The sequence below is a fragment of the Rahnella sp. PD4 genome (assembly GCF_049199325.1).
GTDB classification, from domain to species: Bacteria; Pseudomonadota; Gammaproteobacteria; order Enterobacterales; family Enterobacteriaceae; genus Rahnella; species Rahnella perminowiae.
This window is the reverse complement of sequence record NZ_JBLZQF010000001.1, coordinates 29,456-56,193: the sequence shown is the minus strand read 5'-3', so window position 1 is coordinate 56,193 and position 26,738 is coordinate 29,456. Positions and strand designations below refer to the sequence as shown.

General features: G+C 50.4%; 24 protein-coding genes and 1 tRNA gene. 15 read left to right on the top strand and 10 right to left on the bottom strand.

Annotated elements, in window-relative coordinates:
• Nucleotides 1-2 precede the first annotated feature (2 nt).
• From ACOZIO_RS00285 to ACOZIO_RS00270, 4 genes are all read left to right on the top strand, one after another.
• On the top strand, nt 3-1,292 hold the full coding sequence (locus ACOZIO_RS00285) for an oligosaccharide MFS transporter (RefSeq protein ID WP_129990854.1): 1,290 nt from the start codon (nt 3-5) through the stop codon (nt 1,290-1,292).
• A complete protein-coding gene (locus ACOZIO_RS00280; protein WP_129990855.1) occupies nt 1,289-2,479 on the top strand; it encodes a glycoside hydrolase family 88 protein in 1,191 nt (396 codons plus the stop codon). Before ACOZIO_RS00285 ends, ACOZIO_RS00280 begins: the two co-directional genes overlap by 4 nt.
• Before the next feature lie 388 nt (nt 2,480-2,867).
• A complete protein-coding gene (gene rcsA, locus ACOZIO_RS00275; RefSeq protein WP_129951038.1) occupies nt 2,868-3,482 on the top strand; it encodes a transcriptional regulator RcsA in 615 nt (204 codons plus the stop codon).
• 242 nt (nt 3,483-3,724) lie between these two features.
• The gene (locus tag ACOZIO_RS00270; RefSeq protein ID WP_129951037.1) at nt 3,725-5,425 is read left to right on the top strand and encodes a methyl-accepting chemotaxis protein; all 1,701 of its coding nucleotides are present in this window, start codon (nt 3,725-3,727) and stop codon (nt 5,423-5,425) included.
• Nucleotides 5,426-5,526: 101 nt separating this feature from the next.
• Here the strand turns inward: ACOZIO_RS00270 and dsrB are convergent, their stop codons facing one another.
• The 6 genes from dsrB to ACOZIO_RS00240 all read right to left on the bottom strand — a co-directional run bounded on the left by dsrB (nt 5,527) and on the right by ACOZIO_RS00240 (nt 10,475).
• Nucleotides 5,527-5,724, bottom strand: a complete 198-nt coding sequence (dsrB, locus tag ACOZIO_RS00265; protein WP_015697634.1) for a protein DsrB — start codon at nt 5,722-5,724, stop codon at nt 5,527-5,529.
• A 408-nt stretch (nt 5,725-6,132) separates the two neighbouring features.
• Entirely contained in the window at nt 6,133-6,342 is a 210-nt protein-coding gene (gene cspE / locus ACOZIO_RS00260; protein WP_013575246.1) for a transcription antiterminator/RNA stability regulator CspE, read from the bottom strand.
• Nucleotides 6,343-6,640: 298 nt separating this feature from the next.
• Nucleotides 6,641-7,564 (bottom strand): potassium channel family protein, encoded by a 924-nt coding sequence (locus ACOZIO_RS00255; RefSeq protein WP_129951036.1) that lies wholly within the window; start codon nt 7,562-7,564, stop codon nt 6,641-6,643.
• 109 nt (nt 7,565-7,673) lie between these two features.
• Complete coding sequence (locus ACOZIO_RS00250; protein ID WP_421594791.1) at nt 7,674-8,012, bottom strand: hypothetical protein; 339 nt, start codon at nt 8,010-8,012, stop codon at nt 7,674-7,676.
• A gap of 187 nt (nt 8,013-8,199) precedes the next feature.
• Nucleotides 8,200-9,258 carry an NAD(P)-dependent alcohol dehydrogenase gene (locus ACOZIO_RS00245; RefSeq protein WP_129951034.1) on the bottom strand — a complete coding sequence of 353 codons (1,059 nt, stop codon included), beginning with the start codon at nt 9,256-9,258 and terminating at the stop codon, nt 8,200-8,202.
• A 206-nt stretch (nt 9,259-9,464) separates the two neighbouring features.
• Complete coding sequence (locus tag ACOZIO_RS00240) at nt 9,465-10,475, bottom strand: AI-2E family transporter (RefSeq protein ID WP_129951033.1); 1,011 nt, start codon at nt 10,473-10,475, stop codon at nt 9,465-9,467.
• 185 nt (nt 10,476-10,660) lie between these two features.
• Between ACOZIO_RS00240 and ACOZIO_RS00235 the strand changes: the two genes are divergently transcribed.
• The 4 genes from ACOZIO_RS00235 to ACOZIO_RS00220 all read left to right on the top strand — a co-directional run bounded on the left by ACOZIO_RS00235 (nt 10,661) and on the right by ACOZIO_RS00220 (nt 14,328).
• Nucleotides 10,661-11,320, top strand: a complete 660-nt coding sequence (locus tag ACOZIO_RS00235; RefSeq protein ID WP_217137815.1) for an epoxyqueuosine reductase QueH — start codon at nt 10,661-10,663, stop codon at nt 11,318-11,320.
• A 336-nt stretch (nt 11,321-11,656) separates the two neighbouring features.
• Complete coding sequence (locus ACOZIO_RS00230) at nt 11,657-12,346, top strand: DUF969 domain-containing protein (RefSeq protein ID WP_129951031.1); 690 nt, start codon at nt 11,657-11,659, stop codon at nt 12,344-12,346.
• Nucleotides 12,343-13,293, top strand: coding sequence for a DUF979 domain-containing protein (locus ACOZIO_RS00225; protein ID WP_129951030.1), 951 nt, complete (start codon nt 12,343-12,345; stop codon nt 13,291-13,293). Before ACOZIO_RS00230 ends, ACOZIO_RS00225 begins: the two co-directional genes overlap by 4 nt.
• 12 nt (nt 13,294-13,305) lie before the next feature.
• Nucleotides 13,306-14,328: a DUF2891 domain-containing protein gene (locus tag ACOZIO_RS00220; protein ID WP_421594790.1), complete on the top strand. Its 1,023-nt coding sequence runs from the start codon at nt 13,306-13,308 to the stop codon at nt 14,326-14,328.
• A 43-nt stretch (nt 14,329-14,371) separates the two neighbouring features.
• On the opposite strand, the gene lpxA is transcribed toward ACOZIO_RS00220, so the two are convergent.
• Complete coding sequence (gene lpxA, locus ACOZIO_RS00215) at nt 14,372-15,160, bottom strand: acyl-ACP--UDP-N-acetylglucosamine O-acyltransferase (protein WP_238485999.1); 789 nt, start codon at nt 15,158-15,160, stop codon at nt 14,372-14,374.
• A 358-nt stretch (nt 15,161-15,518) separates the two neighbouring features.
• On the opposite strand from lpxA, the gene ACOZIO_RS00210 reads away from it, so the two are divergent.
• The gene (locus ACOZIO_RS00210; RefSeq protein WP_129951027.1) at nt 15,519-17,153 is read left to right on the top strand and encodes a phosphoethanolamine transferase; all 1,635 of its coding nucleotides are present in this window, start codon (nt 15,519-15,521) and stop codon (nt 17,151-17,153) included.
• A 36-nt stretch (nt 17,154-17,189) separates the two neighbouring features.
• On the opposite strand, the gene ACOZIO_RS00205 is transcribed toward ACOZIO_RS00210, so the two are convergent.
• Nucleotides 17,190-18,086, bottom strand: a complete 897-nt coding sequence (locus tag ACOZIO_RS00205) for a LysR family transcriptional regulator (protein WP_129951026.1) — start codon at nt 18,084-18,086, stop codon at nt 17,190-17,192.
• A 137-nt stretch (nt 18,087-18,223) separates the two neighbouring features.
• Between ACOZIO_RS00205 and ACOZIO_RS00200 the strand changes: the two genes are divergently transcribed.
• The gene (locus ACOZIO_RS00200; protein ID WP_165383702.1) at nt 18,224-18,733 is read left to right on the top strand and encodes a phenolic acid decarboxylase; all 510 of its coding nucleotides are present in this window, start codon (nt 18,224-18,226) and stop codon (nt 18,731-18,733) included.
• Nucleotides 18,734-18,812: 79 nt separating this feature from the next.
• Here ACOZIO_RS00200 and ACOZIO_RS00195 read toward each other — a convergent pair whose 3' ends face one another.
• Nucleotides 18,813-19,826, bottom strand: coding sequence for an alpha/beta fold hydrolase (locus tag ACOZIO_RS00195; RefSeq protein ID WP_421594789.1), 1,014 nt, complete (start codon nt 19,824-19,826; stop codon nt 18,813-18,815).
• Between the two features lie 336 nt (nt 19,827-20,162).
• Here ACOZIO_RS00195 and ACOZIO_RS00190 point away from each other — a divergent pair, with 336 nt between their 5' ends.
• From ACOZIO_RS00190 to ACOZIO_RS00175, 4 genes are all read left to right on the top strand, one after another.
• Nucleotides 20,163-21,686, top strand: coding sequence for an EAL domain-containing protein (locus tag ACOZIO_RS00190; RefSeq protein ID WP_421594788.1), 1,524 nt, complete (start codon nt 20,163-20,165; stop codon nt 21,684-21,686).
• A 248-nt stretch (nt 21,687-21,934) separates the two neighbouring features.
• Entirely contained in the window at nt 21,935-22,711 is a 777-nt protein-coding gene (mtfA, locus tag ACOZIO_RS00185; RefSeq protein WP_129952102.1) for a DgsA anti-repressor MtfA, read from the top strand.
• A gap of 143 nt (nt 22,712-22,854) precedes the next feature.
• Nucleotides 22,855-22,930: transfer RNA gene (locus tag ACOZIO_RS00180), tRNA-Asn, on the top strand.
• Between the two features lie 161 nt (nt 22,931-23,091).
• The gene (locus tag ACOZIO_RS00175; protein WP_421594787.1) at nt 23,092-24,360 is read left to right on the top strand and encodes a tyrosine-type recombinase/integrase; all 1,269 of its coding nucleotides are present in this window, start codon (nt 23,092-23,094) and stop codon (nt 24,358-24,360) included.
• A gap of 246 nt (nt 24,361-24,606) precedes the next feature.
• On the opposite strand, the gene ACOZIO_RS00170 is transcribed toward ACOZIO_RS00175, so the two are convergent.
• The gene (locus ACOZIO_RS00170) at nt 24,607-25,401 is read right to left on the bottom strand and encodes an AraC family transcriptional regulator (RefSeq protein WP_129639815.1); all 795 of its coding nucleotides are present in this window, start codon (nt 25,399-25,401) and stop codon (nt 24,607-24,609) included.
• Nucleotides 25,402-25,488: 87 nt separating this feature from the next.
• On the opposite strand from ACOZIO_RS00170, the gene ACOZIO_RS00165 reads away from it, so the two are divergent.
• Nucleotides 25,489-26,679: an MFS transporter gene (locus ACOZIO_RS00165; RefSeq protein WP_421594786.1), complete on the top strand. Its 1,191-nt coding sequence runs from the start codon at nt 25,489-25,491 to the stop codon at nt 26,677-26,679.
• Nucleotides 26,680-26,738: the final 59 nt, after the last annotated feature.

The following is a 26,738-nucleotide window of genomic DNA, read 5'->3' as shown; positions in this document are numbered from 1 at the left end:
CGATGAAAGCCATAAAAACAGCCAGTAAAACGGCTTATTACAAAATGAGCAGCTTTATATTCCTGTATTTCTTCACCTGGTCTTCGAGCTTCGGGCTATATGCCTTATGGCTGGGGCAAAAAGCCGGGCTCGACAGTGTCAGTATCGGCACCGTGTTTGCCATTAACGGCGTTTTCGCGGTGGTCATGAAGCCGGTTTACGGCTATATCATGGACAAAATCGGCATGAGCAAATCTCTGCTGTATTTTGTGGTGCTGGTTTCCGCCCTGATGGCACCGTTCTTTATTTTCGTTTACCAGCCACTGCTGAACAGCCACCTGATGGTCGGGATTATCGTCGGTGCGCTGTATCTGAGCCTCGGCTGGTACGCCGGTGTGGCAGCATCCGAATCGTATGCTGACCGTTTCAGTCGCTTGTATCATATGGAGTTTGGCCAGGTTCGCATGTGGGGGTCACTGGGCTGGGCACTGGCCGCGTCGTTTTCCGGCGTGCTGTTTAACCTCTCCCCTGCATGGAACTTTGGCCTGAGCAGCGCGACCTCGCTGGTCATGCTGATGGTGCTGCTTTCACTGAAAATTGGTGATGAAGAACTTAAAAATAACGACGTCATTTCACAGCAAAAGATCGTGTTCAGCGATGTGATTTTACTGCTCAAAAACCGCAAGTTCTGGATGTTCTCGCTGTATGTCGCTGGTGTCGCGTGGATGATGTTTGTCGCCGAACAACAATTCTCACGCTATTTCGTCACCTTCTTCGATACCAAAGAGCAAGGCAACGCCTGGTACGGCTATCTGAGCACGGTGCAGTCCGGTCTCGAATTTCTGATGATGATGGTTATCCCTTTCCTGGTGAACTACTTCGGTGCCAAGAAGAGCCTGCTGCTGGTCGGCGCACTGGTGGGATTACGCCTGATTGCCTCCGGGCTGACCCACGACCCGCTGCTGATTTCAATTATCAAACCGTTCTACGGGCTGGAAATCGCGTTGCTGCTGGTGTCAGTGTTCAAGTACATCGCCGAGCATTTCAGCAAACGCGTCAACGCCACCATGTATCTGTTGGGTTATCAGGCCATGATATACGTCGGCTCCATTGTGGTCGCCCCGCCTGCCGGTTACTTCTACGACCGTATTGGTTTTGAACACACTTATCTGATTATGGGCGGTATCGCGCTGTGCTTTACGTTGATTTCCGCCTTCACATTATCCGCCTGTCACAGCCTGCGCTCAGGCACCCCCGTGCCTGCGGTGCAGGTTGAAATTGAAACAATTGGAATGGAAAGGGAGAAAGTATGACGATCACCATCGCGAAAGAGACGTTGCTACCCGTGGAACTGAATCAGCTGGATAAAATCGCTTTTGCACAAAAGATGCAACGGGCGCGCCAGACGGTACTCAGCAAAATTTCCCGTAATCTGGAAAAGTTCGGCGATAAATTCCCGGCAGAAACCTGCGAAAACGGCCATTACCCGCTGACAGAGAATGTGGAATGGACTACCAGTTTCTGGACCGGCCAGCTCTGGCTGGCGTGGGAAATGACCGGCGATGACCGTTACCGTCTGGCAGCAGAAAAACAAGTGACATCGTTTGGTAACCGTATCGCCAACCGCATTGATACCGCGACGCATGACCTCGGTTTTCTCTACAGCCTCTCGTGCGTCAGCGCCTACAAACTGACCGGCAACCGGCAGGCTCGTGGTTTTGCACTGCTGGCAGCAGAAGCCCTGATGGAACGTTTTAATAGCCGGGCGAAAATCATACAGGCGTGGGGCGATTTGCATGACCCGGAACAGGCCGGCCGCATGATTATCGACTGCAATATGAATTTGCCCTTGTTGTACTGGGCGAGTGAACAAACCGGTGAACCGCGCTTCGCCGATGCTGCCCGCGCGCATGCAGAACAGGCGGCGAAATATATTGTGCGCCCGGACGCCTCCACCTATCACACGTATTACATGGATACTGTGACCGGCGAACCGCGTTTTGGTAATACGCATCAGGGATATGCCGATGACTCATGCTGGTCACGCGGCCAGGCCTGGGGTATCTACGGCTTTTTGCTCAGTTATCGTTATACCGGCGATGAAGATCAGGTGGAGCTGTCACGGCGTCTGGCACATTATTTCCTTAACCGCTTACCGGAAGACGATGTCTGCCACTGGGATTTAGCGTTGCTCGGCACCGATGCCGTTCGCGACAGTTCGGCTGCGGCGATTGGGGTCTGCGGTCTGCTGACGCTTGCGACCACGCTGCCAGCCACCGATGACAAACGGGTGTGCTATGAAGAAATGGCGCTGCGCATTATGGATTCACTGACCGAGAATTATCTTACCCGTGAGGACGAAGATTGTGACGGTTTACTTAAGCATTCTGTCTATCATATGGCCAGCGGTAAAGGTGTTGATGAGTGTTGCAGCTGGGGTGACTACTTTTATGTCGAAGCCCTGACCCGTGTGACGCAGTGCTGGCAATCCTACTGGTGATGACCGGGACGCAGTGTTTACGCACTGCGTCTGCTTTTCTGCCCTTTTTCATTCGTGAATTGTTTTTAAGCATAAGCAGGGTCTTCATCGTATTGACAGAGGTACCGGCGTGTTACCGTAACATCCTAATCAATTAGTTTTTTTTCTATGTCATTACAACCATTAAGAATAGTCTTAATGCGGGCCATTTTTTGTACAGTTACAAATTTAATTGTGACATAAAGCAAATTTATCAAATCCTTCCCTGCCCCTTAAGGGGTAAAAAAATCACTTCCAACTGTCCGATTTTCATGCAAAAAGTAGAATCAGCGCGCAGTTTGTGCCTGCTGTGCTGACACAAAAAAATCCAATCATTATGCAGAACAGGGACGTCCTATGAGGACTTACTATGCATACGATAATCTTGGATCCATGCCGGTATACGCGTCTCGGATTGCAACAATTTCTCACCAGTGAACAAGATGTCAGTTACGTCAGCCATTTTGAGCAGTTTCTTAATGGTTGCAACAAACTGAATCCTTCGATTGTTTTTATTAACGAGGATTGCATATCACCTCATTCAGGCAATAAAGAACGTCTCGGAGAACTGATCACCGGCTCCCCTGATACGCTGTTTTTTATTTTTATGTCCCGTACACGTATTCATTTCGAAGAGTATATTTTTGTTCGTAAAAACGTGATTATTACCTCCAAATCCATTAAAGCCGACACACTGAAGCAATTAATAAATCATCCGTTATTACCTCAGGCGAAGGATCCCGCCGGGAGTGGAATGCTCGATACCCGGCCTGTGATGCTCAGTCGTTCTGAATCAGCGATGCTCAGAATGTGGATGTCCGGTAACGGCACCATTGAAATATCCGACAAGTTACAAATTAAAACCAAAACGGTGTCTTCCTATAAGGGAAATATTAAAAGGAAAATAAAATCACCGAATAAACATATTATTTATCACGTCGTTCGTTTATGTGATCAGCTCACCAATGGTATTTATGTGAATTAATCACCTCTCTTCTCTTTCGGCTACAGGTTACGCAACGGCGCAGCCTGTAGAAATCTTCGTTAATCTCTGAAAATGAGATCTCCGCCACAAATATAAACTGAATCCCTCCGCCGGAATGCCGATGACTCCTTATGGCGTCTTTTTCGTCACGGCCGGACTTGCCCGCTGGCAATGCCTTTATCGCTGTCACTGACCGCCCGGAACAGGCGGTATACAGGATCAATTGAGCGGAACAAAATAAAATGGATACTCCTACATTTTCAACGACCAGAACCTCTTTTATCAGCAACATTCGCCTTATCACCCTGATTAGCCTGATTCTTACCGGGATACTTTTCCTTTTTGCTGTTGCCGTCGGCACCTCCGGTTTCTTTCTAAAGCAAAGTAATGCCGCGCTGGCAAATGCTACCCAGGAGCTGCAAATCCGTCTGGCTCTTTCCAACAGTTCAAACCATCTGCGTACCGCACGTTTGTTGCTGATTCAGGCCGCCGCAGCGGCGCGTATTGGTGACCAGGATGTGTTTAACCAAAACCTGAAAGACGCTGCCAGCCGAATTAAACAGTCACAAACTTCGTTTGAGGCTTATATCAACCGGCCGAATAAAACCGATAAAGATCGGGAAATTGATGAACCGCTGAAAAAAGCCTATGACGATTATCTGACCAAAGGCATGGCACCGATGCTGGAATCGGCCAGACAGGCACATTTCGAGGAAGTCATTTCTCAGGAAGCAGAAACGGTACGTAGTCTGGATCTCGCCAATAATATCCCTCTGCTGGCGGCAATTGCTTATCGTACCGAAACGGCTAATGCCATCAATGATAAAGCGCAGCATAATGCCGTGCTCGGTTATACCCTGATGGGTGGCGGTTTCCTGCTGGCACTGGTGCTGACCTTCATCACTTACCTGGTGATGCGTAAAGTCATTATTCATCCGCTGAACAGACTGGTGATGCGCATTCAGAAAATTGCTGAGGGAGACCTGACGCAACCCGCACAAGTGCAGGGCCGCAATGAAATCGGCGTACTGAGTAATAATGTGGATCAAATGCAACGCTCGCTGGCATCAACGGTTCTGACTGTTCGTGAAGGCGCGGTGTCTATTTATCAGGGCTCGACGGAAATTGCTTCAGGTAATACCGATTTGTCTTCGCGGACCGAACAACAGGCCGCGGCACTGGAAGAAACGGCTGCCAGTATGGAACAGCTAACGGCTACGGTGAAACAGAACTCCGAAAATGCCCATCACGCCAGTAAACTGGCTGCAGACGCTTCAAACAAAGCGCAAAAAGGCGGGAATATTGTGGCGGACGTGGTCAGTACCATGGATAAAATTTCCCGGAGTTCGACCAAAATCGCCGAAATCACTAATGTGATCAACAGTATCGCTTTTCAGACAAACATTCTGGCACTCAATGCTGCTGTGGAAGCAGCACGTGCCGGTGAGCAGGGACGTGGATTTGCGGTGGTGGCCAGCGAAGTGCGCAATCTGGCGCAACGAAGCGCACAGGCAGCGAAAGAAATTGAAGCACTGATTGAAGAATCTGTCGATTACGTTGGTGAAGGCAGCATTCTGGTGGGTGACGCGGGAGACACAATGTCAGAAATTGTTACCGCTGTCAGCCATGTGACGGACATTATGGGCGAAATCGCTTCCGCATCGGATGAACAAAGTCGCGGGATCAGTCAGGTCAGCCAGGCAGTGTCAGAAATGGATGGTGTCACGCAGCAAAACGCCTCGCTGGTGCAGGAAGCATCTGCCGCCGCCGCGTCACTTGAAGAGCAGGCCGCCCGCCTGACACAGGCTGTGGCTGTGTTCCGTCTCGATGGCAGCATCCGCAGTGCGCAACCACAACCCCCGGCATCATCCCGCTCCCTGCCCGGCCAGGCTTCCCGTTCGCCTAAAGGGGGAAACGATGAACCGAACTGGGAAACGTTCTGATAACGGCCTCAGCGTCATTACCGGCAGGCAATAAGTAAAAAAAACCGGCGGCAAAAATCTTGCCCCGGTTTTTTTTATTCACGACAGACATCGCATAAATATTATTCAGAACCTTCGCGGGGTTCAACGAATGTGCCATCTTTAGTATCGCCTTCATTGAAGAACCAGATACCTGCCGGATAATCTTCCAGCGAAACCAGATACATGACGCCTTCATAAAACTCTTCTACGGCTAATACCTTACCTTCACGGCGCGGTCCGCCGTCAGTTTTTACTGTCACAAGATCATTAACTTTCATCAGGTTATCCCATGGTTTTCAATTATGATTATTGTAGTACAGACCATCGCACAAAGGCATGCCTGACAGGAAAGATGATGCGAAACGGTAAAATAACCCGGTGGAAATCATTTGCACTTTCTTAACGAATTCGGGCAAGAATCCTGAGTTTCATTTCTTCTATACTGGCTGCGTGCTCACCCCCGAGGGAGTGCAGAATGAATGTCATAAGAAATATTTTGCCCGCCTCTGTGCGGGCTTTTTTTTATCTTTTAGCCAGCGACCGCCGGTTAAGACAGCAGACGCTCGCGAAAATGACAAAAGACCTATCAGCAAAGAGTGAATGGGCAAACAACAGGCGTAAAAAAACCCGCGCATGCGGGTTTTTGTCATCTGTACTTTTATCGCTGAACCAGCGGTAAAGTAAGATTAGATAGCGGTAACGTTAGCCGCAGACGGACCTTTAGCACCGTTCTCGATAGTGAACTGTACGTTCTGGCCTTCAGCCAGGGTCTTGAAACCTTGATCCTGGATAGCGGAGAAGTGTACGAACACATCTTTGCTGCCGTCAGCAGGAGTGATGAAGCCAAAGCCTTTAGACTCGTTAAACCACTTAACCTGACCTTTCATCATTGACATAGGAATTACCTTTTAAAAATAAATTTCGCCACCATGGGCATGTTATAGCCGGATTTCAGTCGTTACTTATGGAGGCACTAAGAAGGAAATTCGTCAGAGCAGGGTTATCATGGATAACGCTTTAAATTGGAACAACTTTACTCAGGATGTCGTGCATAAATAGGTCTGTACCACAGGCCGGTATGTATTTACTCATGACTGCCCCTTAATAGCAACTCTTTTTAATGCAATGGGGCGGTAAAGCGTGAAATTAGTCATTTTTTGTACCAGACAGTACAATTGGCGTACAATTATCAGGCTACTTTTCAACGGGTTGTGAATTATCTGCTGCCAAAACCGCTCCACAGTGCGCGCAAAATTTTGCATCAATTTCGTGGCCGGAATGCAGACAAGTCTGACAGGAACGGGCAGCACGCCCTTTTTCCAATTCTTGTGACATATAAGCCGTTAAAATCCCGGTCGGCACGGCGATGATAGAGTACCCCAGCAGGATCAGCACCGACGCAAGCATTCTTCCCAGCGCGGTATGCGGCGTAATGTCACCGTATCCGACTGTCGTCAGTGTCACCACGGCCCAGTAAACAGATGCGCCCAGCGAGGTGAATCCGTCACCGCCGCCTTCGACTGCAAACATCAGCCCGCCGAAAAGACAAAGAATGATGGCGACAAACCCAAAGAAGATGCTGAGCTTACGTTTCGCGCGCATCACGCTGCGCCATAAAACCCCGGCGTCGCTCATATAGCGCAGCAGCTTCAGCACCCGCAGCACACGTAAAATTCTCAGCAGGCGGATCAGGATCTCCAGATTCCCCGCCCCCGCAAAAGAAGGCAGCATCCACAGGATGTACATGGGCAGAATGGTGCAGAGATCAATAATGCCAAAAAAACTCACCGGATAGCGGGTTTTGCGCGGCGAACAGATCACCCGTAAAACGTATTCCAGCGTAAAAAGCGCGGTAAACCCCATTTCGACCAGGCCGAACAACGGGATGATCTCAGGTGTCGCCGGAAATAAGTCACGAGCACTGGATTCGATAAACAACACCAGCACGCTGAGCAGTGACAACAGGATCCAAAATATTTCCATCCGTCGTCCAGTGCGGGTGCGGTGTTCAAATAAAAGGGCATAACAACGGCGTCGGGCTGACGCGAAAAAACGATAATCCTGAGACATAACCGGCACCGGCAAAAAGGAATTATGGCAAGAATAGACGCTTTTCATTGCCGCGCCTACGGACAAACAGCCCATAAAAAAGCCGGTCACACAAAGTATTGGTGCAATACACTGTGTGACCGGCTTTTAATGGCGGGTCTGCTGGCGGAACGACGCATTAATCCATTAATTCAGATACCGCGTGGCGAACATACGCCGTAATTTGCGCGACGTCTTCTGCGTCCGCACTGCCGCCGCCAATCGACCGCACGGTATTCTCGAGATGGCCGATATCCTGCTCAACTTTCTTCGCAATCTGCACTTTTACGATGGTGTCGACTGAAGAGATAAAAGCCCGCATGACAGCCTTCAGCGCGAAAATCTCACCGAAAGAATCGTACGCAGGTTTGTCAGAGGCCGCTGGTTGAGCAGCCTGTGGGGGCAAGTTTTTCAGCCTGTCCACATGTTCAATCATCAGATCCATATCTCTGATGAGTTCGTCAAAACTCTTAGCCACTGGTTTTCCTTCGCCCGGCGAAAGGCAGCAGGATACCACCGCGCTTTCAAGCCGAGAAGTCACAGAAACGTGTAAAGAGTAAATTTCGCCACAATGCGCCCGCCCTGCCGTGTTCTTTCACTCAAAGAGTGATAAACCGGGCAGGCGCATCAGGTCGCTATTTAATCCATGTGATTCAATACGGCCTTCAGGCGTTTTTCAGTGACGCCATATCAACAACAAAGCGGTATTTCACGTCGCTTTTCAGCATACGTTCATACGCGCCGTTGATATCCTGCATGTCGATCATTTCCACATCACAGGAAATATCATGGGCGGCACAGAAATCCAGCATTTCCTGGGTTTCAGCGATACCACCGATCAGGGAACCGGCAACCGTTTTACGCCCCATAATCAGTTTGCCGCTGTGCAGCGCAGGTTCGATTGGTTCGATCAGACCGACCAAGATATGGGTGCCGTCACGTTTAAGCGTATCCAGGTACGGGTTCAGATCATGTGGGTTAGGTACGGTGTCCAGAATGAAATCGAAGTGGCTTTTAACTGCCGCCATTTGCGCTTCATCGGTTGACAACACGACGTGGTCAGCGCCCAGACGGTAAGCTTCCTGCTCTTTACCTTTGGAACGGGTGAACAGCGTAACGTCTGCGCCCAGTGCTTTGGCAAACTTCAGACCCATATGGCCCAGACCGCCCAGCCCCACCACAGCCACTTTGTGACCTTTACCGACTTTCCAGTGTTTCAGCGGAGAGTAAGTGGTAATACCCGCACACAGCAGCGGTGCCGCAGATTTGATGTCCAGCTTTTCAGAAACGCGCAGAACAAATTTTTCTGAAACCACAATTTGTTCAGAATAACCACCATAGGTCATCATGTTGTCATGACGATCATGGCTGTTATAAGTCATGGTAGCGCCTTCTTCACAGTACTGTTCCAGGCTTTCTGCACAGGATTCACAATGCTGACAAGAATCGACCATACAACCGACACCGACGGTATCGCCCACTTTGAAACCCGCGACTTTCGCACCAATCTGTTTCACGCGTCCGATAATTTCATGCCCCGGAACCATCGGATAAATGCTTTGATGCCATTCATTACGCGCCTGGTGGATGTCGGAGTGACAAACACCGCAGTACAGAATGTCGATCACAACGTCAGTATCACGCGGGTCACGGCGAACAAAATTATGAGGCGCAAGAGGCGCATCCGCTGAAAGTGCAGCGAAACCACGAACGTTAAGCGTCATTTTTATCTCCTGATTGGATTACGGAATACTGCATGCCCGCAGAAAAGGCAGGCACCGTAAAATTATGACGGCTTAAGGTGACTCACTGATATAACGATCCTCGCCATTACTTGCCTGAATCTGTTTTTTTCAGGATTTTTAGCATGGATTGTACAGAGACTAAACAATGGCGCTCTGCCCGCAAAGCGCCATGTTTTCAGAAAGGATTAAATCAGACCCGCTTCTTTCAGTTCGCTTTTCAGGTAAGCGTAATAGATAGGCGCCGCGACGACGCCGGGTATACCGAACGCCGCCTCGAAGATAAGCATCGCCAGTAAAACTTCCCAGGATTTCGCCTTGATACGGCTGCCCACAATACGGGCATTAAGAAAGTATTCCACTTTATGAATGATAATCAGATATGCCAGCACCAGCGCACCGACCCACAATGACAGCGACAGGCCGACAATGAAAATCAGTGTATTCGAAATCAGATTACCGATAACCGGCAGCAGTCCGCAGACGAATGTCACGACAACCAGTGTTTTCGCCAGCGGCAGATGAATGCCGAACAACGGTAAAATACCGAACAGGAAAATGCCGGACAGTACGGTATTGATCAGGGAAATCTGGAACTGCGCAAAGACTACGTTACGGAAGGCTTCGCCCAATAAATGCATCCGTTGCAATAACTCTTTTTTCAGAGGCGCGTGCAGTTCCCCCTTACGCGGCTGCTGAAGCGAGATAATCGCCCCGAGGATCATACCGATAATCATGGTCAGGAAAACATGGGCGGCGTTCTTGCCAACGGCCTGAATCATCACAATATGCTCACGCAACCACAGCAGGAAACTACGCTGCAACTCTTCAATATTCGCCGGTAAATAATGCAGTAACACGGGCGATAAGCGGCTTTGCGCGTCTGTCAGCAGACGCGATACCATGGCGTTAAATGCCACGGGATTACGCATATCTTCCATCAGAAAATCGGCAATGCCCGCAATCGCCAGCGTCAGACAACTGATAACCAGGGTCGCAATAATGGCCACCACTAGCCAGCGTGCACGTTCGCCACTGATAATTTTTTGAAAGTACGGAGTAAGCGCATTGATGAGTTCAAACACTAAAAAACCGGCAATAAAACATGCCAGTAAATGAAGAGGAAGAATCAGTAACAACCCGCCCGTCACAATCACCACACTGAGCCAGCGAATTTGATTCGATCTCATAATTTGCATTGCCTGTATCCTTAGATCTCTGTGTACCGGGCTTCCCCCGGATCGGGTCATATCATAGCACTGAAGTCCGGCGCACAATCCTCTGACAACTTAACCCGTTAAGAAAATTTTGACAGACAGAGAGGTTCTTCTATCATCTCCCCCTGAAAAGACCGTAAAGAAAATCCGAGAGTCTGGAGAATAATATGTCTGAAGTAATTCGCGAGAAACTGGCCCTGCCTGCCGGACACGATAAATTATTACTGCATTCCTGCTGTGCGCCCTGCTCAGGCGAAGTGATGGAAGCCATTCAGGCATCGGGGATCGACTATACGATTTTCTTCTACAATCCTAATATTCACCCGCAGAAAGAATATCTGCTACGTAAAGAAGAAAATATGCGTTTTGCCGAACAGCATGGCATTCCTTTTATCGATGCCGATTATGACACCGATAACTGGTTTGCGCGGGCAAAGGGAATGGAAAATGAACCTGAGCGTGGTGTGCGCTGCACCATGTGTTTTGATATGCGTTTTGAACGCACGGCATTATATGCCTTTGAACATGGTTTCAGCGCCATCACCAGTTGTCTGGGTATCTCCCGCTGGAAAGACATGAAGCAAATCACCGGCAGCGGCGAACGTGCCGCGGCACCTTACCCGGGCATGATTTACTGGGATTATAACTGGCGTAAAAAAGGCGGATCGGCGCGCATGATTGAAATCAGCAAGCGCGAACGCTTTTACCAACAGGAATACTGCGGCTGTGTTTATTCCTTGCGCGACAGTAACTTACACCGCAAAGCACAAGGCCGTGGGCTGATCAAACTCGGCGTCAAATATTACGGCGACGAAGACAACGAATAAAACTGCCTGAACCCTCTCTTTTTGTTATATCCGGTCAACAGGCCGGGTTAATTATTCTGTTATTTCGCCCGCCTCCTGTCAGATTCGCCAGTCATAATTGACACGTTAGTTATTTATTTTGCCAGCCCCTTAAGCCTGAGTTTTCTAGAATAATTTCCTATGACCTGCCCCGCCTTTGTGCCTTGTATTCACCACTGTTGCTTGTTACTTTCCGTCTCATATTTATATATATATGTATTTAACATAAGCAATAACACCCGGTTATTACAGGTGTATCAACATTATTCAGGTTCATTAAAAATATAAAGCAAACACGTCATTATTGAGGGACAAAATATGTGGGTATTAATAGGTATTCCGATCGTTGTGCTGGGTTTTGCACTGCGGTTTAACTCTTTACTGGTGGTGACGGTCGCCGGTATTTCGACCGGCCTGGCGGGCGGAATGCATACCGTTGATATCATCAGCGCATTTGGCAAAGCGTTCACCGATAATCGCTATATGGGGTTGATATGGCTGACACTGCCGGTGATTGCCATCCTCGAGCGCAGCGGCCTGAAAGAACAGGCGCGTCATTTAATTTCCAAAGTACATGCTGCCACCACCGGTCGCGTGCTGATGCTGTACTTTTTCCTGCGCCAGATGACCGCCGCACTGGGGCTTAACTCGCTCGGTGGTCATGCGCAGATGGTACGCCCGCTGATCGCGCCGATGGCTGAAGCCGCAGCCACCACCAGATACGGCGATTTGCCCAATGATATCCGTCAGAAGATCCGGGCTCATGCCGCCGCAACCGATAATGTGGCCGTTTTCTTCGGCGAGGACATTTTCATTGCGGTGCAATCTATCCTCCTGATTAAAGGCTTTCTGGAACAGTACGGCATTAACGTTGAACCGTTGCACCTGTCTGTCTGGGCGATCCCGACGGCTATTGCTGCGCTGATTATCCATTTTATTCGTCTGTGGTTACTTGACCGTTCGCTGGCTAAGCGCTTTGACGTGCAACACGGGAGCGCGGCGAAATGATCACCTTGCAGACTGTTTATATTCTTGCGGGACTGATGTTCTGTGCTTATGCATTTTTCAACGTACGCGACAAAAGCCACTCACGCCGTTATGTCAATGCGCTGTTCTGGGGGATTTACGGCATAACTTTCCTGTTTGGTGCGCAATTGCCACACTTCATTACCGGTTGTATGGCGATTCTGCTGGCGATCATCGCCGGGAGCGGAAAACTGGGGAAAGGCAAATCAGAAAGCGGACAGCCTGATCAGGTTGAAAAGCGTGAAGCTGGCTCAAAACGTTTTGGCAATAAACTGTTTATTCCTGCCCTGTTGATCCCCCTGGTGACCCTGGCTGGCACCCTGACGCTGAAATACACGCCGCTGGTGGAAGCCAAAAACGTCACGCTGATTTCGCTGGTAATCGGCACGCTGGTGGCCTTCATCGTGGCGCTGATTATGCTGCGTGATTCGCCGGTCAAAGCAGTGAAAGCGGGGGGACAGACAATGGATACCGTTGGCTGGGCAGCTATTTTGCCACAAATGCTGGCCGCTCTTGGCGCGTTGTTTGCACTGGCGGGAGTCGGCGGCGTGGTGTCGGACCTGGTCAAAAATATCATTCCGCTCGGTTCACCGCTGGCGATTGTGATTGCCTATACCTTCGGCATGGCGCTTTTCACGATGATCATGGGAAACGGTTTTGCCGCCTTCCCGGTCATGACGGCGGGGATCGGGCTGCCACTTATTGTCAACCAGCTGGGCGGAAATCCGGCGATTATGGGCGCGATCGGCATGTTATCCGGTTTCTGCGGCACCCTGATGACCCCGATGGCAGCCAATTTTAATATCGTCCCCGCGGCGCTGCTGGAATTGCAGGATAAGAATGGCGTGATTAAAGCGCAGTGGAAAACCGGTGTATTACTGTTGCTGGTCAATACCGCGTTTATGTATTTCTTTGTGTTCCGTTTCTGATAAGGAAAGACGATGTCGACGCAACAACATAGTGTACTGACGGCAGAGATGGCATCCCGTTTTGCTTCACTGGCACTGAATCACTTAACACGCGAATACCCGAATAAACTCATGCATGCCATGAGCAGCGCAGCGGATGCGCAAACGCCACGCCAGTTGCATCCGATCTTTTACGGCAGCTATGACTGGCATTCCTGTGTGCACGGATACTGGTTATTGCTGCGACTGCTGGATCGTTTTCCACAACTGCCGGAAGCAGAAAAAATCATTGAGGTGGCCGGCCGGCATTTCACGGCAGAAAATGTCGCCGGTGAAATGGCCTATCTGCAACAGACGCAACATGCCGGATTTGAACGGCCGTATGGCTGGGCGTGGTGTCTGGCGCTGAGCCAGCAATTGCATGAAATGACCCTGCCACAGGCTGCGGAATGGGCGAAAACGCTCGCGCCCATGAGCCGGTTCTTCGAAAAGAGTTTTAGCACGTTTCTGCCAAAGGCAACCTATCCCCTGCGGGTCGGCAGCCATTTCAACACAGCTTTTGCCCTGGCGTTAACACTGGATTATGCCCGCTGTGTTAAGCATCACAAACTGGCAGAATTGATCGAAGAAACGGCATTGCGCTGGCATCTTGAAGATGTGCATTGTCAGGCATGGGAACCGGGCGGTGATGAATTCCTTTCACCTTCCCTGATGGAAGCTGAACTGATGCGCCGCGTTTTACCGCCCGAAGCATTTGTGACCTGGTTTGGCCGTTTTTTACCGGATCTGGCGCACAGCCAGCCTGCGACACTGTTTATCCCCGCCACGGTCACTGACCGCAGCGACGGTAAAATTGGCCATCTGGACGGGCTGAATCTCAGCCGTGCCTGGTGTCAGCGTTCGCTGGCCTCTGCGCTGCCAGCGGGTGATCCGCGTGCGGTCTTGCTACGTCAGACGGCAGAAGCCCATCTGCACAGCGCGCTGAACCATCTCGACAGCACCTATATGGGCGAGCACTGGCTGGCAACCTTTGCCCTGTTAGCACTCGAAGCCTGACAGCCCGTCACCTCTGTTCAGCCGCAGGATTACCGTAAACCCGTTAACGAATGATCCCGCGCGCTGAATGAAGGAAAAAAGCATTGAAGTGGCACAGTAACGGATATTCCGTGCTGAGCCGCTCAATTTCTGACTTTACCCGTTCAATCGTTTCCTGCCGGTGATAAAGCAAATCGTACAGATAGCGGATGATATTTTGCTGCGTACTGCCAGCCCGGCAAAATTCTGCTGTCTGCTCGTTTATCCCTTTAGGTACCGCGCGGTTTCCGCCTGCCATCACAAACGGCGGCACATCCTGCACCACACACGTATTGGCAAGCAAACGGGCTCCCGCACCAATAATACAAAACTGATGCACTGCGCTCAGGGCATCAATCCGCGCATCATTACCTAATAAAACATGCCCTGCCAGAGCACTATGTTCGCCAATGAACGTGGCATTTCCCACCTGGCAGTCATGGCCGAGATGGACACCCCGCTCAAAAATATTCAGATGCCCTATCCGGGTCATACCGCCGCCCTGTACAGTGCCTCGATGTAATGTGGCATGGCAGCCAATCTGGTTTCCATTGCCGATTTCCAGCCCGGTAGGTTCTCCGGCGTATTTCAAATCCTGACTGATTTCGCCAATGGATGAGCCTCTGCCAATCTGATTATCCCTACCTATTTTGGTATTGCCGTTGATGATGACATGCGAAGAAATGCATGTTCCTTCGCCAATTTGCACACCCGCTGAAATAACACAAAAAGGCCCGATAACCACTCGCGGCCCAATAATCACACCGGGTTCAATAATGCTGCTGGCCGCAATGATGGCCGAAGATGAGATCAACACGAATATCCTTCTGACAGCCCGCAGACAGTCAGTGATGAATTAAACCGGTCAGGCATAATCAGGGAAAGACAAAATGAGCGGAGGGAAACGCGCTCAGAGAGGTTTAAACAAAGGGTGTTTCGTTGAACATCCACATCGCTACGCCGGTGAGCATAAGGCTTCATGCAAGAAAAGGCGGTCTCTTATATTTTATATATTTTCTGAACTTTTTCAGAAACGCTGCAGGATGAAGGATTTATGACGGGTAGATTAAGGCTTTCTTAAGCTTGGATGAATATTCTTATGAATATTCATTTCCGTACGTTATCTTTCCCTCACATTAACCCTGCTACCGTCATTTTGTTGGGAGTTTTCATTGCGCTATATATTTCCGAAGATCAGCTACTTTACGCTGACTTTATTGCTGACCCTGTATTTTACCTTTGTGGTTAACTTACCTATTTTGTTGCATTTTTACCGCATCTTAAATGCACTGCCCGCATACAATCTGGCTTTCGCCCTGAGCATTCCGGTCGCGCTGTTTGCCGCACTGAACTTTGTGTTCACCCCTTTCAGTTTTCGCCCGTTGCTTAAGCCATTCTTCATTATCGTGCTCCCGGTCAGTGCCCTCGCCAGTTTCGCGATGATGACCTTCCAGGTCGTTTTCGATCGCGGCATGATCGAGAATATCCTCGAGACGCAATCTGCTGAAGCATCTTCATACCTGAATCTGAAAGTGGTGCTGTGGTTTGTCTTCACCGGCGTTTTGCCCGCGATTTTGCTTTTCCTGACACCGGTCAGCTATGAAAAAACACCGCTGCGCCGTCTGGGAGTACGCCTGGTGTCAATGGTGATTTCATTGCTGGTCGTTGCTTCCATTGCCGGCGTTTTTTACAAAGATTATGCTTCCGTTGGCCGTAACAACCGCACTCTGAATCTGGAAATCGTACCGACCAACTATCTTTACAGTGCGTTCCAGTACATGAATCACCGTTACTTCACACCGAAAATGCCGTTCCGGACTCTTGGTAATGATGCAAAACTGGTACAACAACCGGGGCAAAAACCCAATCTGGTGTTTCTGGTGATCGGGGAAACAGCACGGGCGCAAAATCAGTCGTATGAGGGATACGCCAAACCAACCAATCAGTACACGCAAGCCATTCCGGACGTGGTGTACTTTACGAAGATGACGTCATGCGGTACGGCAACGGCAATTTCTGTGCCGTGCATGTTCTCAAACATGAAACGCACCAGTTACGACGCCAACCGCGCCCGTAACAGTGAAGGTTTGCTGGATATTCTGCATAAGGCCGGCGTTTCAGTATTCTGGAAAGACAATGACGAAGGCTGTAAAGGGGTCTGCGACCGTGTGCCGAATGTCACCATTAATACCCAAAAAGACGGTAAATATTGTGATGGTGATACCTGCTACGACATGGCACTGATGCAGAATATTGATGATGACATCAAGGCTGACGGCAAAAATACGCTGATTAGCTTACATCTGATCGGCAGCCACGGCCCGACATATTACAAACGCTATCCTCAGGAATTCCGCAAGTTCATGCCTGACTGCCCGCGCAGCGACATTGAAAACTGTTCACAAGAACAACTGGTGAATACCTACGATAATACGCTGCTTTACACGGATTACATGGTGTCGCAGGTGATTGAAAAAGCGAAGCAGTATCAGGATAAGTACAATGTGGCCGTCATTTATCTTTCCGACCATGGTGAATCCTTGGGTGAAAATGGCCTGTATCTGCACGGTACGCCTTACAGCGTGGCACCGGCGCAACAGACCCATGTGCCGATGCTATTCTGGCTGTCTGATGGCTATGTCAAAGCGCAGGGAATAGATATGCAATGCCTGAAATCCAATGCTGCGAACAAAGACGTTTCGCAGGATAACCTGTTCCACACCGTGCTGAGCGCGATGAACGTACAGACCTCAGAACGTGATCCACAACTGGATATTCTGGCGGCCTGCCGCCCATCTCAGAAGTAGTCACGCCCGTAGCTGAAAGGGTTTGCTGCCAGAATGTTATGGCAGCAAACCGCACTCTGTCAGAATGCTTGTTGCCAGTGCGCTGACCGTTTTATCGAACTGCTCAGATTGATTATCCATCACCATATACAGTGCCGTTTGCCGCACCGTTCTGGTTGTTAATTCAAGACGGCGAAGCAAACCGCTCTCCAGCGTTTTCTCCACACTTTCCAGCGGCAGCCAGCCGTATCCTACGCCCACCATAATCGCTTCCATCGCGGCCCCGACAGTAGTGAAGGTCCAGCTGGCACGGGTGCCGGATGGTGCATTTTCATTACGCGGCGAGTGCCGGTCGGCCACGCTGATCAGCGGGAAGCGTGCCAGGTCCTCTGCGGTCAGCGGAACGGCGAGGCTCATCAGCGGATGATCGTTTTTCGCCACCGGGACAAAATCCACGTCCAGCAGAAAGCGTCCCTGTATGGCATTTTCCGGTGCCAGCGTGGTGATGTATAAATCAGCAGACCGTTCGTTTAATTGCTCCAGGCTTTCTCCGCGCAAAATTTCCGTCAGGTGCACCCGGGTATCGGGAAATTGTTGTTGAAAACTTTTAAGCGCGCGAAACAACCGGTATTTCGGAAAGACGCTGTCGACCACCAGGCTCAGTTCGGTGCGTGTTCCGCCTTTCAGCCCGGCAGCGCGGTGCTCAAGCTGCAAAAAGGCTGAAATAAGCGGCATTGCCTGCGTCAGCAACGCCCGTCCCTGCCCGGTCAGGGTCGCTTTACGACCCTGAATTTCCAGCAACGGCAGGCCAAGCCGTTCCTGCAATCCGCTCAGCGCATAACTGACAGAAGACTGGCTGCGGTTCAGCACCCGCGCTGCCTGCGCGTAACTCCCCTGTTCAATGACCGTCTGCAACACCACCCACTGCTCAAGAGTGGTTCGTGGAAGTGCCATGCTTTTTTCCTTCGGAGAAATTTATCGGAATTTTAGATGCTTTTTATCAGAAAAGAGCGTTTTTTTATCAATTTTTTAGCGTGTACTCTCTCTCTATCGAAACAGCACTGACATACGGCGCACTAATAAGGAGAATTATTATGAGCAGCTTTGATAAACACGACCTGAGCAATTTCATCGGCAAACACGTGGTTTACACCTATGACAATGGCTGGAATTATGAAATCTATGTGAAAAATGCCGGAACGCTGGATTACCGCATTCATAGCGGGCTGGTTGGCAACCGCTGGGTGAAAGATCAGCAAGCTTATATCGTGCGTGTGGCTTCTGATGTGTACAAAATTTCCTGGACAGAGCCGACCGGTACCGATGTCAGCCTGATAGTCAACCTGGGTGACAACGTGTTCCACGGCACGATTTTCTTTCCACGCTGGATCATGAACAATCCGGAAAAAACCGTTTGCTTCCAGAACGAACATATTCCGCTGATGAATTCATATCGCGATGCCGGCCCGGCTTATCCGACGGAAGTCATTGATGAATTCGCGACCATAACTTTCGTCCGCGACTGCGGCGCCGACAATAACGCGGTGATCGACTGCCCGGCCAGCGAGTTACCGGCTAACTTCCCGGACAATCTGCGTTAATCACTAAACCACAGACATAAAAAACCACAGTCCGTAATGGCTGTGGTTTTTTATGAACAGGGGTCAGAGATACAGGCCGTCAGCGTGCCAGCGTTTTCAGCAGCGTCGCATTGAATTTTTCCGGTTCTTCCATCTGCGGTGCGTGTCCAAGGCCTTTAAACTCGATCAGTTTCGCGTGCGGAATAAGCTTCGCAACCTGTTTGCCCAGCACGTTGTAATGGCCGATTTTGGCTTTCACCGCAGGCGGGGCAATATCGCTGCCAATGGCTGTGGTGTCAGCCGTGCCAATTATCAGGGTGGTGGGTACGCGGAGATTTTTGAATTCGTAAAAGACCGGCTGAGTGAAAATCATGTCGTAAATCAGCGCTGAGTTCCATGCTACCAGCTTGTGCCCCGGACCGTTATTCAGGCCTGCCAGCATATCGACCCAGCGGTCATATTCCGGTTTCCATTTATTCACGTAATACGTTTTTAATTCGTACTGTTTAATGCTGTCCGCTGAGGTTTTCAGTTCGCGATCATACCACTGATCGACCGTACGATAGGGAACACCTTTGGCTTTCCAGTCTTCCAGACCAATCGGGTTCACCAGCACCAGTTTCGTCACTTCCGGCGCATACATCAGGCTGTAACGTGTCGCCAGCATGCCGCCAGTCGAATGCCCGACAATAACGGCTTTGCTGATTTTAAGGTTTTTCAACAACTCATGCGTGTTGGTCGCCAACTGCTGGAAACTGTACTGGTAATGGGAAGGCTTGGTCGATGAACAGAACCCGACCTGATCAGGCGCGATAACCCGATAGCCATGACTTACCAGAGCCGAAATAGTGTCATCCCAGGTTGCGGCACAGAAATTCTTGCCATGCATCAGCACCACAGTCTGGCCGTTTTTATGCCCGGCAGGGGCAACGTCCAGATAGCCCATTTGCAGCGGTGCACCCTGGGAACTAAAGGAAAATTGCTTCAGCGGGAACGGATAATCAAATCCCTGCAATTGCGGGCCGTAAGCGGGAGCGTCTGCCGCCATTATTGAGCCGGAGAAAGAAAAGGATAAAACAGCCGCATAAAAGAGCACTTTAAAACGGGGAAGCATCGGGTTGTCCTGGTGGCGTTCACTGAACAGACGGCGTAAAACACTATGCTACAAAATTTACGCCTTCAGAAAAACCACTTAAGACCGGCTGATTCAGTCTTTCGTTTGCAAAATGTAACGGTATGTCCGGTAAATACTCATCCTGGCCGCCGGGGGCCGGTTTTGATTTAAACTTATTACAGTTGAATCCATAACTATTCATAATATGAATTAAAAATGAGATTATCAGCACTCTCAGATTGGCCTTGTTATTTGCCTTGTGGCAGTGAATAACACCGTTATAGGTTATATTGACGGGGCGAATCGTCGCTCTCAGGCTCTCACTGGTGGTTACCCTTGACCTTAAATTGGTTAAACCGACGCTCTGTCCGGATATGCGTTTCACTGCTCGCCTTCGTTGTTGTCGCTGCACTCGGAACATTGGCAATCTCATGGCAAACATCTCAGGGATTACGACGTGATACCGCTGCAAATTTGCAACAATCCGTGAGGCTGGTGGATATGACGCTGGATAATGCCGCCATTGCAACCAGTGCCGTTGAAAATCTGATTGGCATGCCCTGTGATGCCAGGATTCTGCAAGCGCTGCGCTGGCAGGTGGCGAAAGTGCCCAATGTCCGTACGGTCAATCTTTATCACCAGGATACGATTTACTGCACTTCCCTGTTTGGCCCGCGCTCTGACACTATCTCGACCGACAAATTCGTGGGTGGCAGACTGATGCTGATGAGCGGTAACAGCGTCACGCCTAATCACCCCCTTATTGCCTATCGTCATGATGTTAACAGCAGCGGTGTGCTGGTCGGTGTCGATGGCTATTTTCTGCATAACATTCTGTCATTGCTCAGTACCCATGCTTATCTGGCGTTACAGGTTGGCGACCAGTGGATGGACAGTAACGGCATCATTCACCGCGGTGAAGACTGGCCGGCCGGCGAACGCATGGAGCTGACTTCTCAGCACTATCCTTACGCTATACGTTTAGTGATCCGCCAAAGTGATCACTGGGGTTATGTCTTCGATTACGCAACCGTCAGTCTGGTGCTATTTCCGCTGCTCAGCTTATTTATCGCGTTCATGACTTATATTCTGCTCGGTCGCGTGGGCGGCCCGACAGCTGCCCTGAAAGAGGCGCTGGAGAAAAAACAGTTCATCGCGTATTTGCAACCCGTCGTGGACGGCACTACCCATCAGGTGACGGGGGCTGAAGTCCTGATGCGCTGGCAACATCCGCAGTCAGGTCTGATCCCGCCTTATCAGTTCATTCCGCTGGCTGAAGAGAGCGGCCTGATTGTGCCCATGACTCGCCTCATCATGGCACAGGTGCGTGAGCAGTTCGGCCCGCTGGCGGCACAGTTGCCTAAAAATTTCCATTTCGGTTTCAATATCTGCGCCAGTCATTTCAAAGACCACTCACTGGCTGAAGACTGCAAAGCTTTTATTGATGCTTTTAAGGTGAATCCGATCAATCTGGTACTCGAACTGACCGAGCGTGAATTAATCGAACCGGGTGAAATCACCTACAGCCTGTTTCGCACGCTGCGCCAGATGGGCGTACTGATCGCAATGGATGACTTTGGCACCGGGCATTCCAGTCTGGCGTACCTGCAAAAATTCCATATCGATATTCTGAAAATCGATCAGAGCTTCATCGGCCGGATTGGCACCGATGCGCTGGCCGAACATATCGTCGATAATGTGATTGATCTGGCTAAACGCCTGCAAATGATCATCGTGGCGGAAGGAATTGAAACCCAGACGCAGGTGAATTATCTCGCGCCCTACCAGCTGGAATTCCTGCAAGGCTACTTTTTCGGCAAGCCCGTACCACCGGAGATTTTTATCGGGAAATGGCTTTGATTCTCAGACCGCCTGCGGCAGGTGCTATCCTCTTCAGGCAGCGGGCACTTTCGTGACTCTGTGACTAGACTAATAACGTGAGCTACGTCTTATAAGATGCGTGCGCTTTTTGCTAAAAATCCACTGGTGTGTAACATCCATACAGATTCAGTCCTGTGACAAAGCTAACTTGTTGAAGTTACTTGTATTGGAGTACTCTGGCGGAGAACACTGCTGACAATCCGATTGATCACTTTGCGAGCAAGATGATGATTAAGTGGCCGTGGAAAGCGAATGAACTGAAAATTGAGAAATCAGACGTATGGAACGATGCGCTGAATATCCCACTTTTGTCTTGCCTGAACGAAGATGAAAAATTGCGTCTGATTCAGGTTGCCAGCCAGTTGTTGCAACAAAAACGGCTGGTTCCTTTGCAAGGCGTTGACCTGACGGAGCTGATGCAGGCGCGTATCGCGCTGCTGTTTGCGCTGCCTGTCATGGAACTGGGCGCCGCCTGGCTCGACGGTTTTCACGAGATCCTGCTCTACCCTTCCCCTTTTGTGGTTGATGCTCCCTGGCAGGATGAAAACGGGCTGGTACATGCTGGTTCACAAATTCACGCCGGACAAAGCTGGGATCAGGGGCCGATTGTCCTCAACTGGCAGGACATCGAGGACTCATTCGACAACTCGGGTTTTAACCTGATCATCCACGAAGCGGCGCATAAACTGGATATGCGCAACGGCGGTGAAGTCAGTGGTATTCCGCCTATTCCGCTGCGTGAAGTAGTGTCGTGGGAGCACGATTTACACGCCGCGATGCAAAACCTGCAGGATGAAATCGATACAGTCGGTGAAGACGCTGCCAGCATGGACGCCTATGCTGCGACCGATGCTGCCGAATGTTTTGCCGTGCTATCCGAATATTTCTTCAGTGCACCAGAATTACTTTCAGAGCGTTTTCCGCTGGTATACGGCCATTTTACCCGTTTTTACCAACAAGACCCGCTGGCAAGGCAGCTGCGCGGTCAGCGTTGCGATTGTTAAATCCCGTTTTGAAGGACTTTTTTTCGCACTAACCTGCCCTTTTGCATCCATATTGATTAGTTGCTGAGCAGTCGGATGTTTTTAACGAATTTAGCGTTGACACTCCGGAGCCCTCTGGATATTATGCGCCCCGTTCACACGATTCCTCTGTAGTTCAGTCGGTAGAACGGCGGACTGTTAATCCGTATGTCACTGGTTCGAGTCCAGTCAGAGGAGCCAAATTTATGTTTTCATGCATCTTCACGAATCTTTATACGATTTAGATTCAACGAGTTAGTGTGAAAAATCTTCCCGATGCATTTTTAGTTTTCTCTCCGCATCGGGAGAATTTGGTGGTCAGATTTGGGGTCATGTTGGTTCGATGACGGAGTGACCCCCAAATGTCTCTTAACGACACAAAAATCCGCAGCTTAAAACCATCCGCTAAACCCTTCAAAATTTCCGATTCCCATGGTCTGTACCTGTTGGTTAATCCAGGCGGTTCACGTCTCTGGTATCTCAAATATCGTATCAGTAGAAAAGAATCTCGACTTGGCTTAGGCGCCTACCCCGACGTGTCTTTGGCTGATGCTCGTCAACAGCGTGATGGTATCCGTAAATTGCTGGCGCATAATATCAATCCAGCACAACAGCGCTCTGCTGAAAGAGCCACTTACTCGCCAGAAAAAACTTTCAAGTATGTGGCACTGGACTGGCATAAAAGCAACCGGACATGGTCAGAGAACCACGCCTCCCGTCTGCTTGCCAGCATGAACAATCATATATTCCCTGTGATTGGACACTTGCCGGTAGCTGAACTGAAACCTCGTCACTTTATCGACCTTCTGAAAGGCATTGAGCAAAAAGGTCTGCTGGAAGTCGCAGCACGTACCCGGCAGCATATGTGCAACATCATGCGTCATGCCGTACATCAGGAGTTGATAGAGCACAATCCGGCAGCAAATCTGGAGGGTATCATTGCCCCGCCCGTTAAACGTCACTACCCCGCCCTTCAGTTGGAGCGGCTACCGGAACTGTTAGCTCGCATTGAGGACTACCAGCAAGGACGAGAGTTAACCCGCCTGGCCGTATTACTCACCCTTCACCTATTCATCCGTTCCAGCGAACTGCGTTTCGCCCGTTGGTCTGAGATCGATTTCAAAAATAGAATCTGGACCATTCCTGCCACTCGCGAGTCCATCCCCGGCGTCCGCTACTCTGGCCGTGGTGCAAAAATGCGCACTCCACATATCGTTCCACTCTCCTGCCAGTCTATTGCTATTCTGCAACAGATACGGGAAATATCCGGACATCAGGTGTTGGTATTCCCCGGCGATCATAATCCGTATAAACCGATGTGCGAAAACACAGTCAATAAGGCGCTACGCCTGATGGGCTATGACACAAAAGATGAAATCTGCGGCCACGGATTTCGGGCAATGGCATGTAGTACCCTAATGGAGTCTGGCCTATGGGCACAGGATGCGGTTGAACGGCAGATGAGTCACAAGGAGCGTAACAGCGTTCGAGCGGCTTACATCCATAAAGCAGAATATCTTGATGCCCGTAAAGCGATGATGCAATGGTGGTCGGATTATCTGGATATGTGCCGGAGAGCGTATGCCCCACCTTATATTTGTGGGAAGGAAATCAGTTGCACAATGGGATAACCCCTCTGACAAAATAAACCACAAAAATAGCCGTATCAGTCTGTACTGGTACGGCATTTTTCTGGCTTCAGTTCATATAAATTGTTAAGCCGTTTATGAGCATCTTCAACCGAATTGACCTGCGTGAATCGAAAGTGTGAGTTCCGCTTATCATTTAGAACTATCTACGGAAACGGATTAGGTCAGTTATGAGCGAACAGCGGACGCTGGCATTCTTTATAAAAATTCGGTTTGTGTTGTTTTGCATTAGTTTAGAGACGAAAAATATTGCGTCGGTGATTTCCCCAGCGCTTTTCTGAACATCGTAATAAACGCGCTGACAGAATCATATCCCAGCGTTCCGGCTACGCGCTGCACGGATTGACCTTCAGCCAGATGGCTCAGGGCAATCATCAAATGCAGTTGCTGACGCCAGCGACCAAAGCTCATTCCTGTCGCCTCTTTTATCAGCCTGGCCAGCGATCGTTCGCTGGTGACCAGATGTGCAGCCCACTGCTTTAACGTTCGCCGATCATCAGGCTCATTAAAAAGTGCCTCAGCCATATTCCGGATTTTAGGATGATCGGATACGGGAAGATGGAGCGCTTCAACCGGCACATCCGGAATATGCTCCAGCAGCACCGCTGCGAGCCTGGCGGTTTTACTGTCAGGTGAATAAGCCTGTCCCTGCTCTGCCAGATACAGAACAAGCTCGCGGACCAGAGAAGTAATCGCCAGGGTACAGCAGATTTCCGGCATCGCTGCCGCGCCGGGTTCGATAAAAAGAAAGCAGGTATCTGCATTCTTCGTGACCCGGCAACTGTGGGATATTTCACCCGGAACCCAGACAGCATGTCCCGGTGGAACAAGCCACAGCGCATCCTCAACCTCACAGCTCACTGCACCGCGCAAAGAGATAATAAGTTGTCCCTTACGGTGAGCGTGCGGACTCTGACCTGCATACTCGCCTGACGATGATACATGCAGCGCGATAGCAGCCTGACTGAAAGCATCGGCATTAAACTCATCCGGTGAGGTCACCGGTTTTTTATTAACTGGCATGATTTAGTTATATGTTGTCAGGTTATCTATATTCTGTAACTCATGCGTCCTTTAAAGTCTCTCTTTTTACCAGAGAAAGCAAAATTTATGTCCCACACTACGAACAAGTGGTCTTCAATCATACTTGTGACCGGCATCCTTTTTATAGCTATCAACCTGCGTGTTCCTTTTACCGCTATCGCACCCGTTTTAGAGTCTATTCGCCATGATTTTGGGCTAAGTATTACTGCCGTTGGGTTGCTTAACTCGCTGCCTTTACTGGCCTTTGCCGCCTTTTCACCGCTGAGCGCATCCATCTCACACAAGTACGGTCTTGAACGCACCCTTTTTGGTGCCCTGGTCGTGATTTCAGCGGGCATCCTGCTTCGCTCCACAGGCAGTGTCTGGGCGCTTTATGGCGGGACCATATTGATAGGTATCGGGATTGCGCTCGGCAATGTCCTGTTGCCTGGCCTTATCAAACGCGACTTTTCTGGCAACGTGGCTTCCGTGACGGGGGCATATTCCATCACCATGGGCGCGGCTGGTGCTATTGGTTCAGCCGTTGTCATTCCTCTGACGCAGAGCTGGGGCTGGAACATCGCGTTAGCCATGCTGGTTATTGCACCGCTGCTTGCGTTGCTTTTATGGTTGCCCCAGTTAAAGATGAAGCATCAGTTGCCAGCAGCGGGTGAGAAAAAAACGGCGACCATCGCGGTCTGGCGCTCGCCTCTGGCATGGCAGGTCACCTTGTTTATGGGCCTGAATGCGATGCCGTTTTATGTTGCTGTCGGCTGGCTGCCCGCCATTCTAACGGACAGTGGACTCTCCTCAGCCCAGGCCGGTGAAGTACACGGCATTCTTCAGCTGACCACCGCCATTCCCGGCCTGATTCTGGCGGCCACGCTGCGTCGCCTCAACGATCAGAAAGCAGCCGCTGCCGGCGTCAGCCTGTTAACCGCTGCGTCCTTTATCGGCATCCTGTACCTGCCGAATCTGGGGATGCTGTGGGCTGCTCTTCTCGGCTTCGGCTCGGGTGCCAGTATGATGCTGGGCCTGACCTTCATCGGGCTACGTACCAAAAATGCCGGTGACGCTGCCGCGCTGTCAGGCATGGCGCAGAGCGTCGGTTATCTGATGGCGGCGATGGGGCCGCTGCTGCTGGGCAAAGTACAGGTGTTGTCCGGAGGCTGGACATTGCCATTACTGATGACCGCAGCAATCGCGGTCGCTGGTGCCTGCACCGGAATGGCGGCCGGACGAAATGCACACCTGGAACCGGCACAGCAGCCGGGCTGAATTTGCCGACACAGCAGGAGAGCGCTCTGTTCTCCTGCTGCGGATACTCTCCATTATCG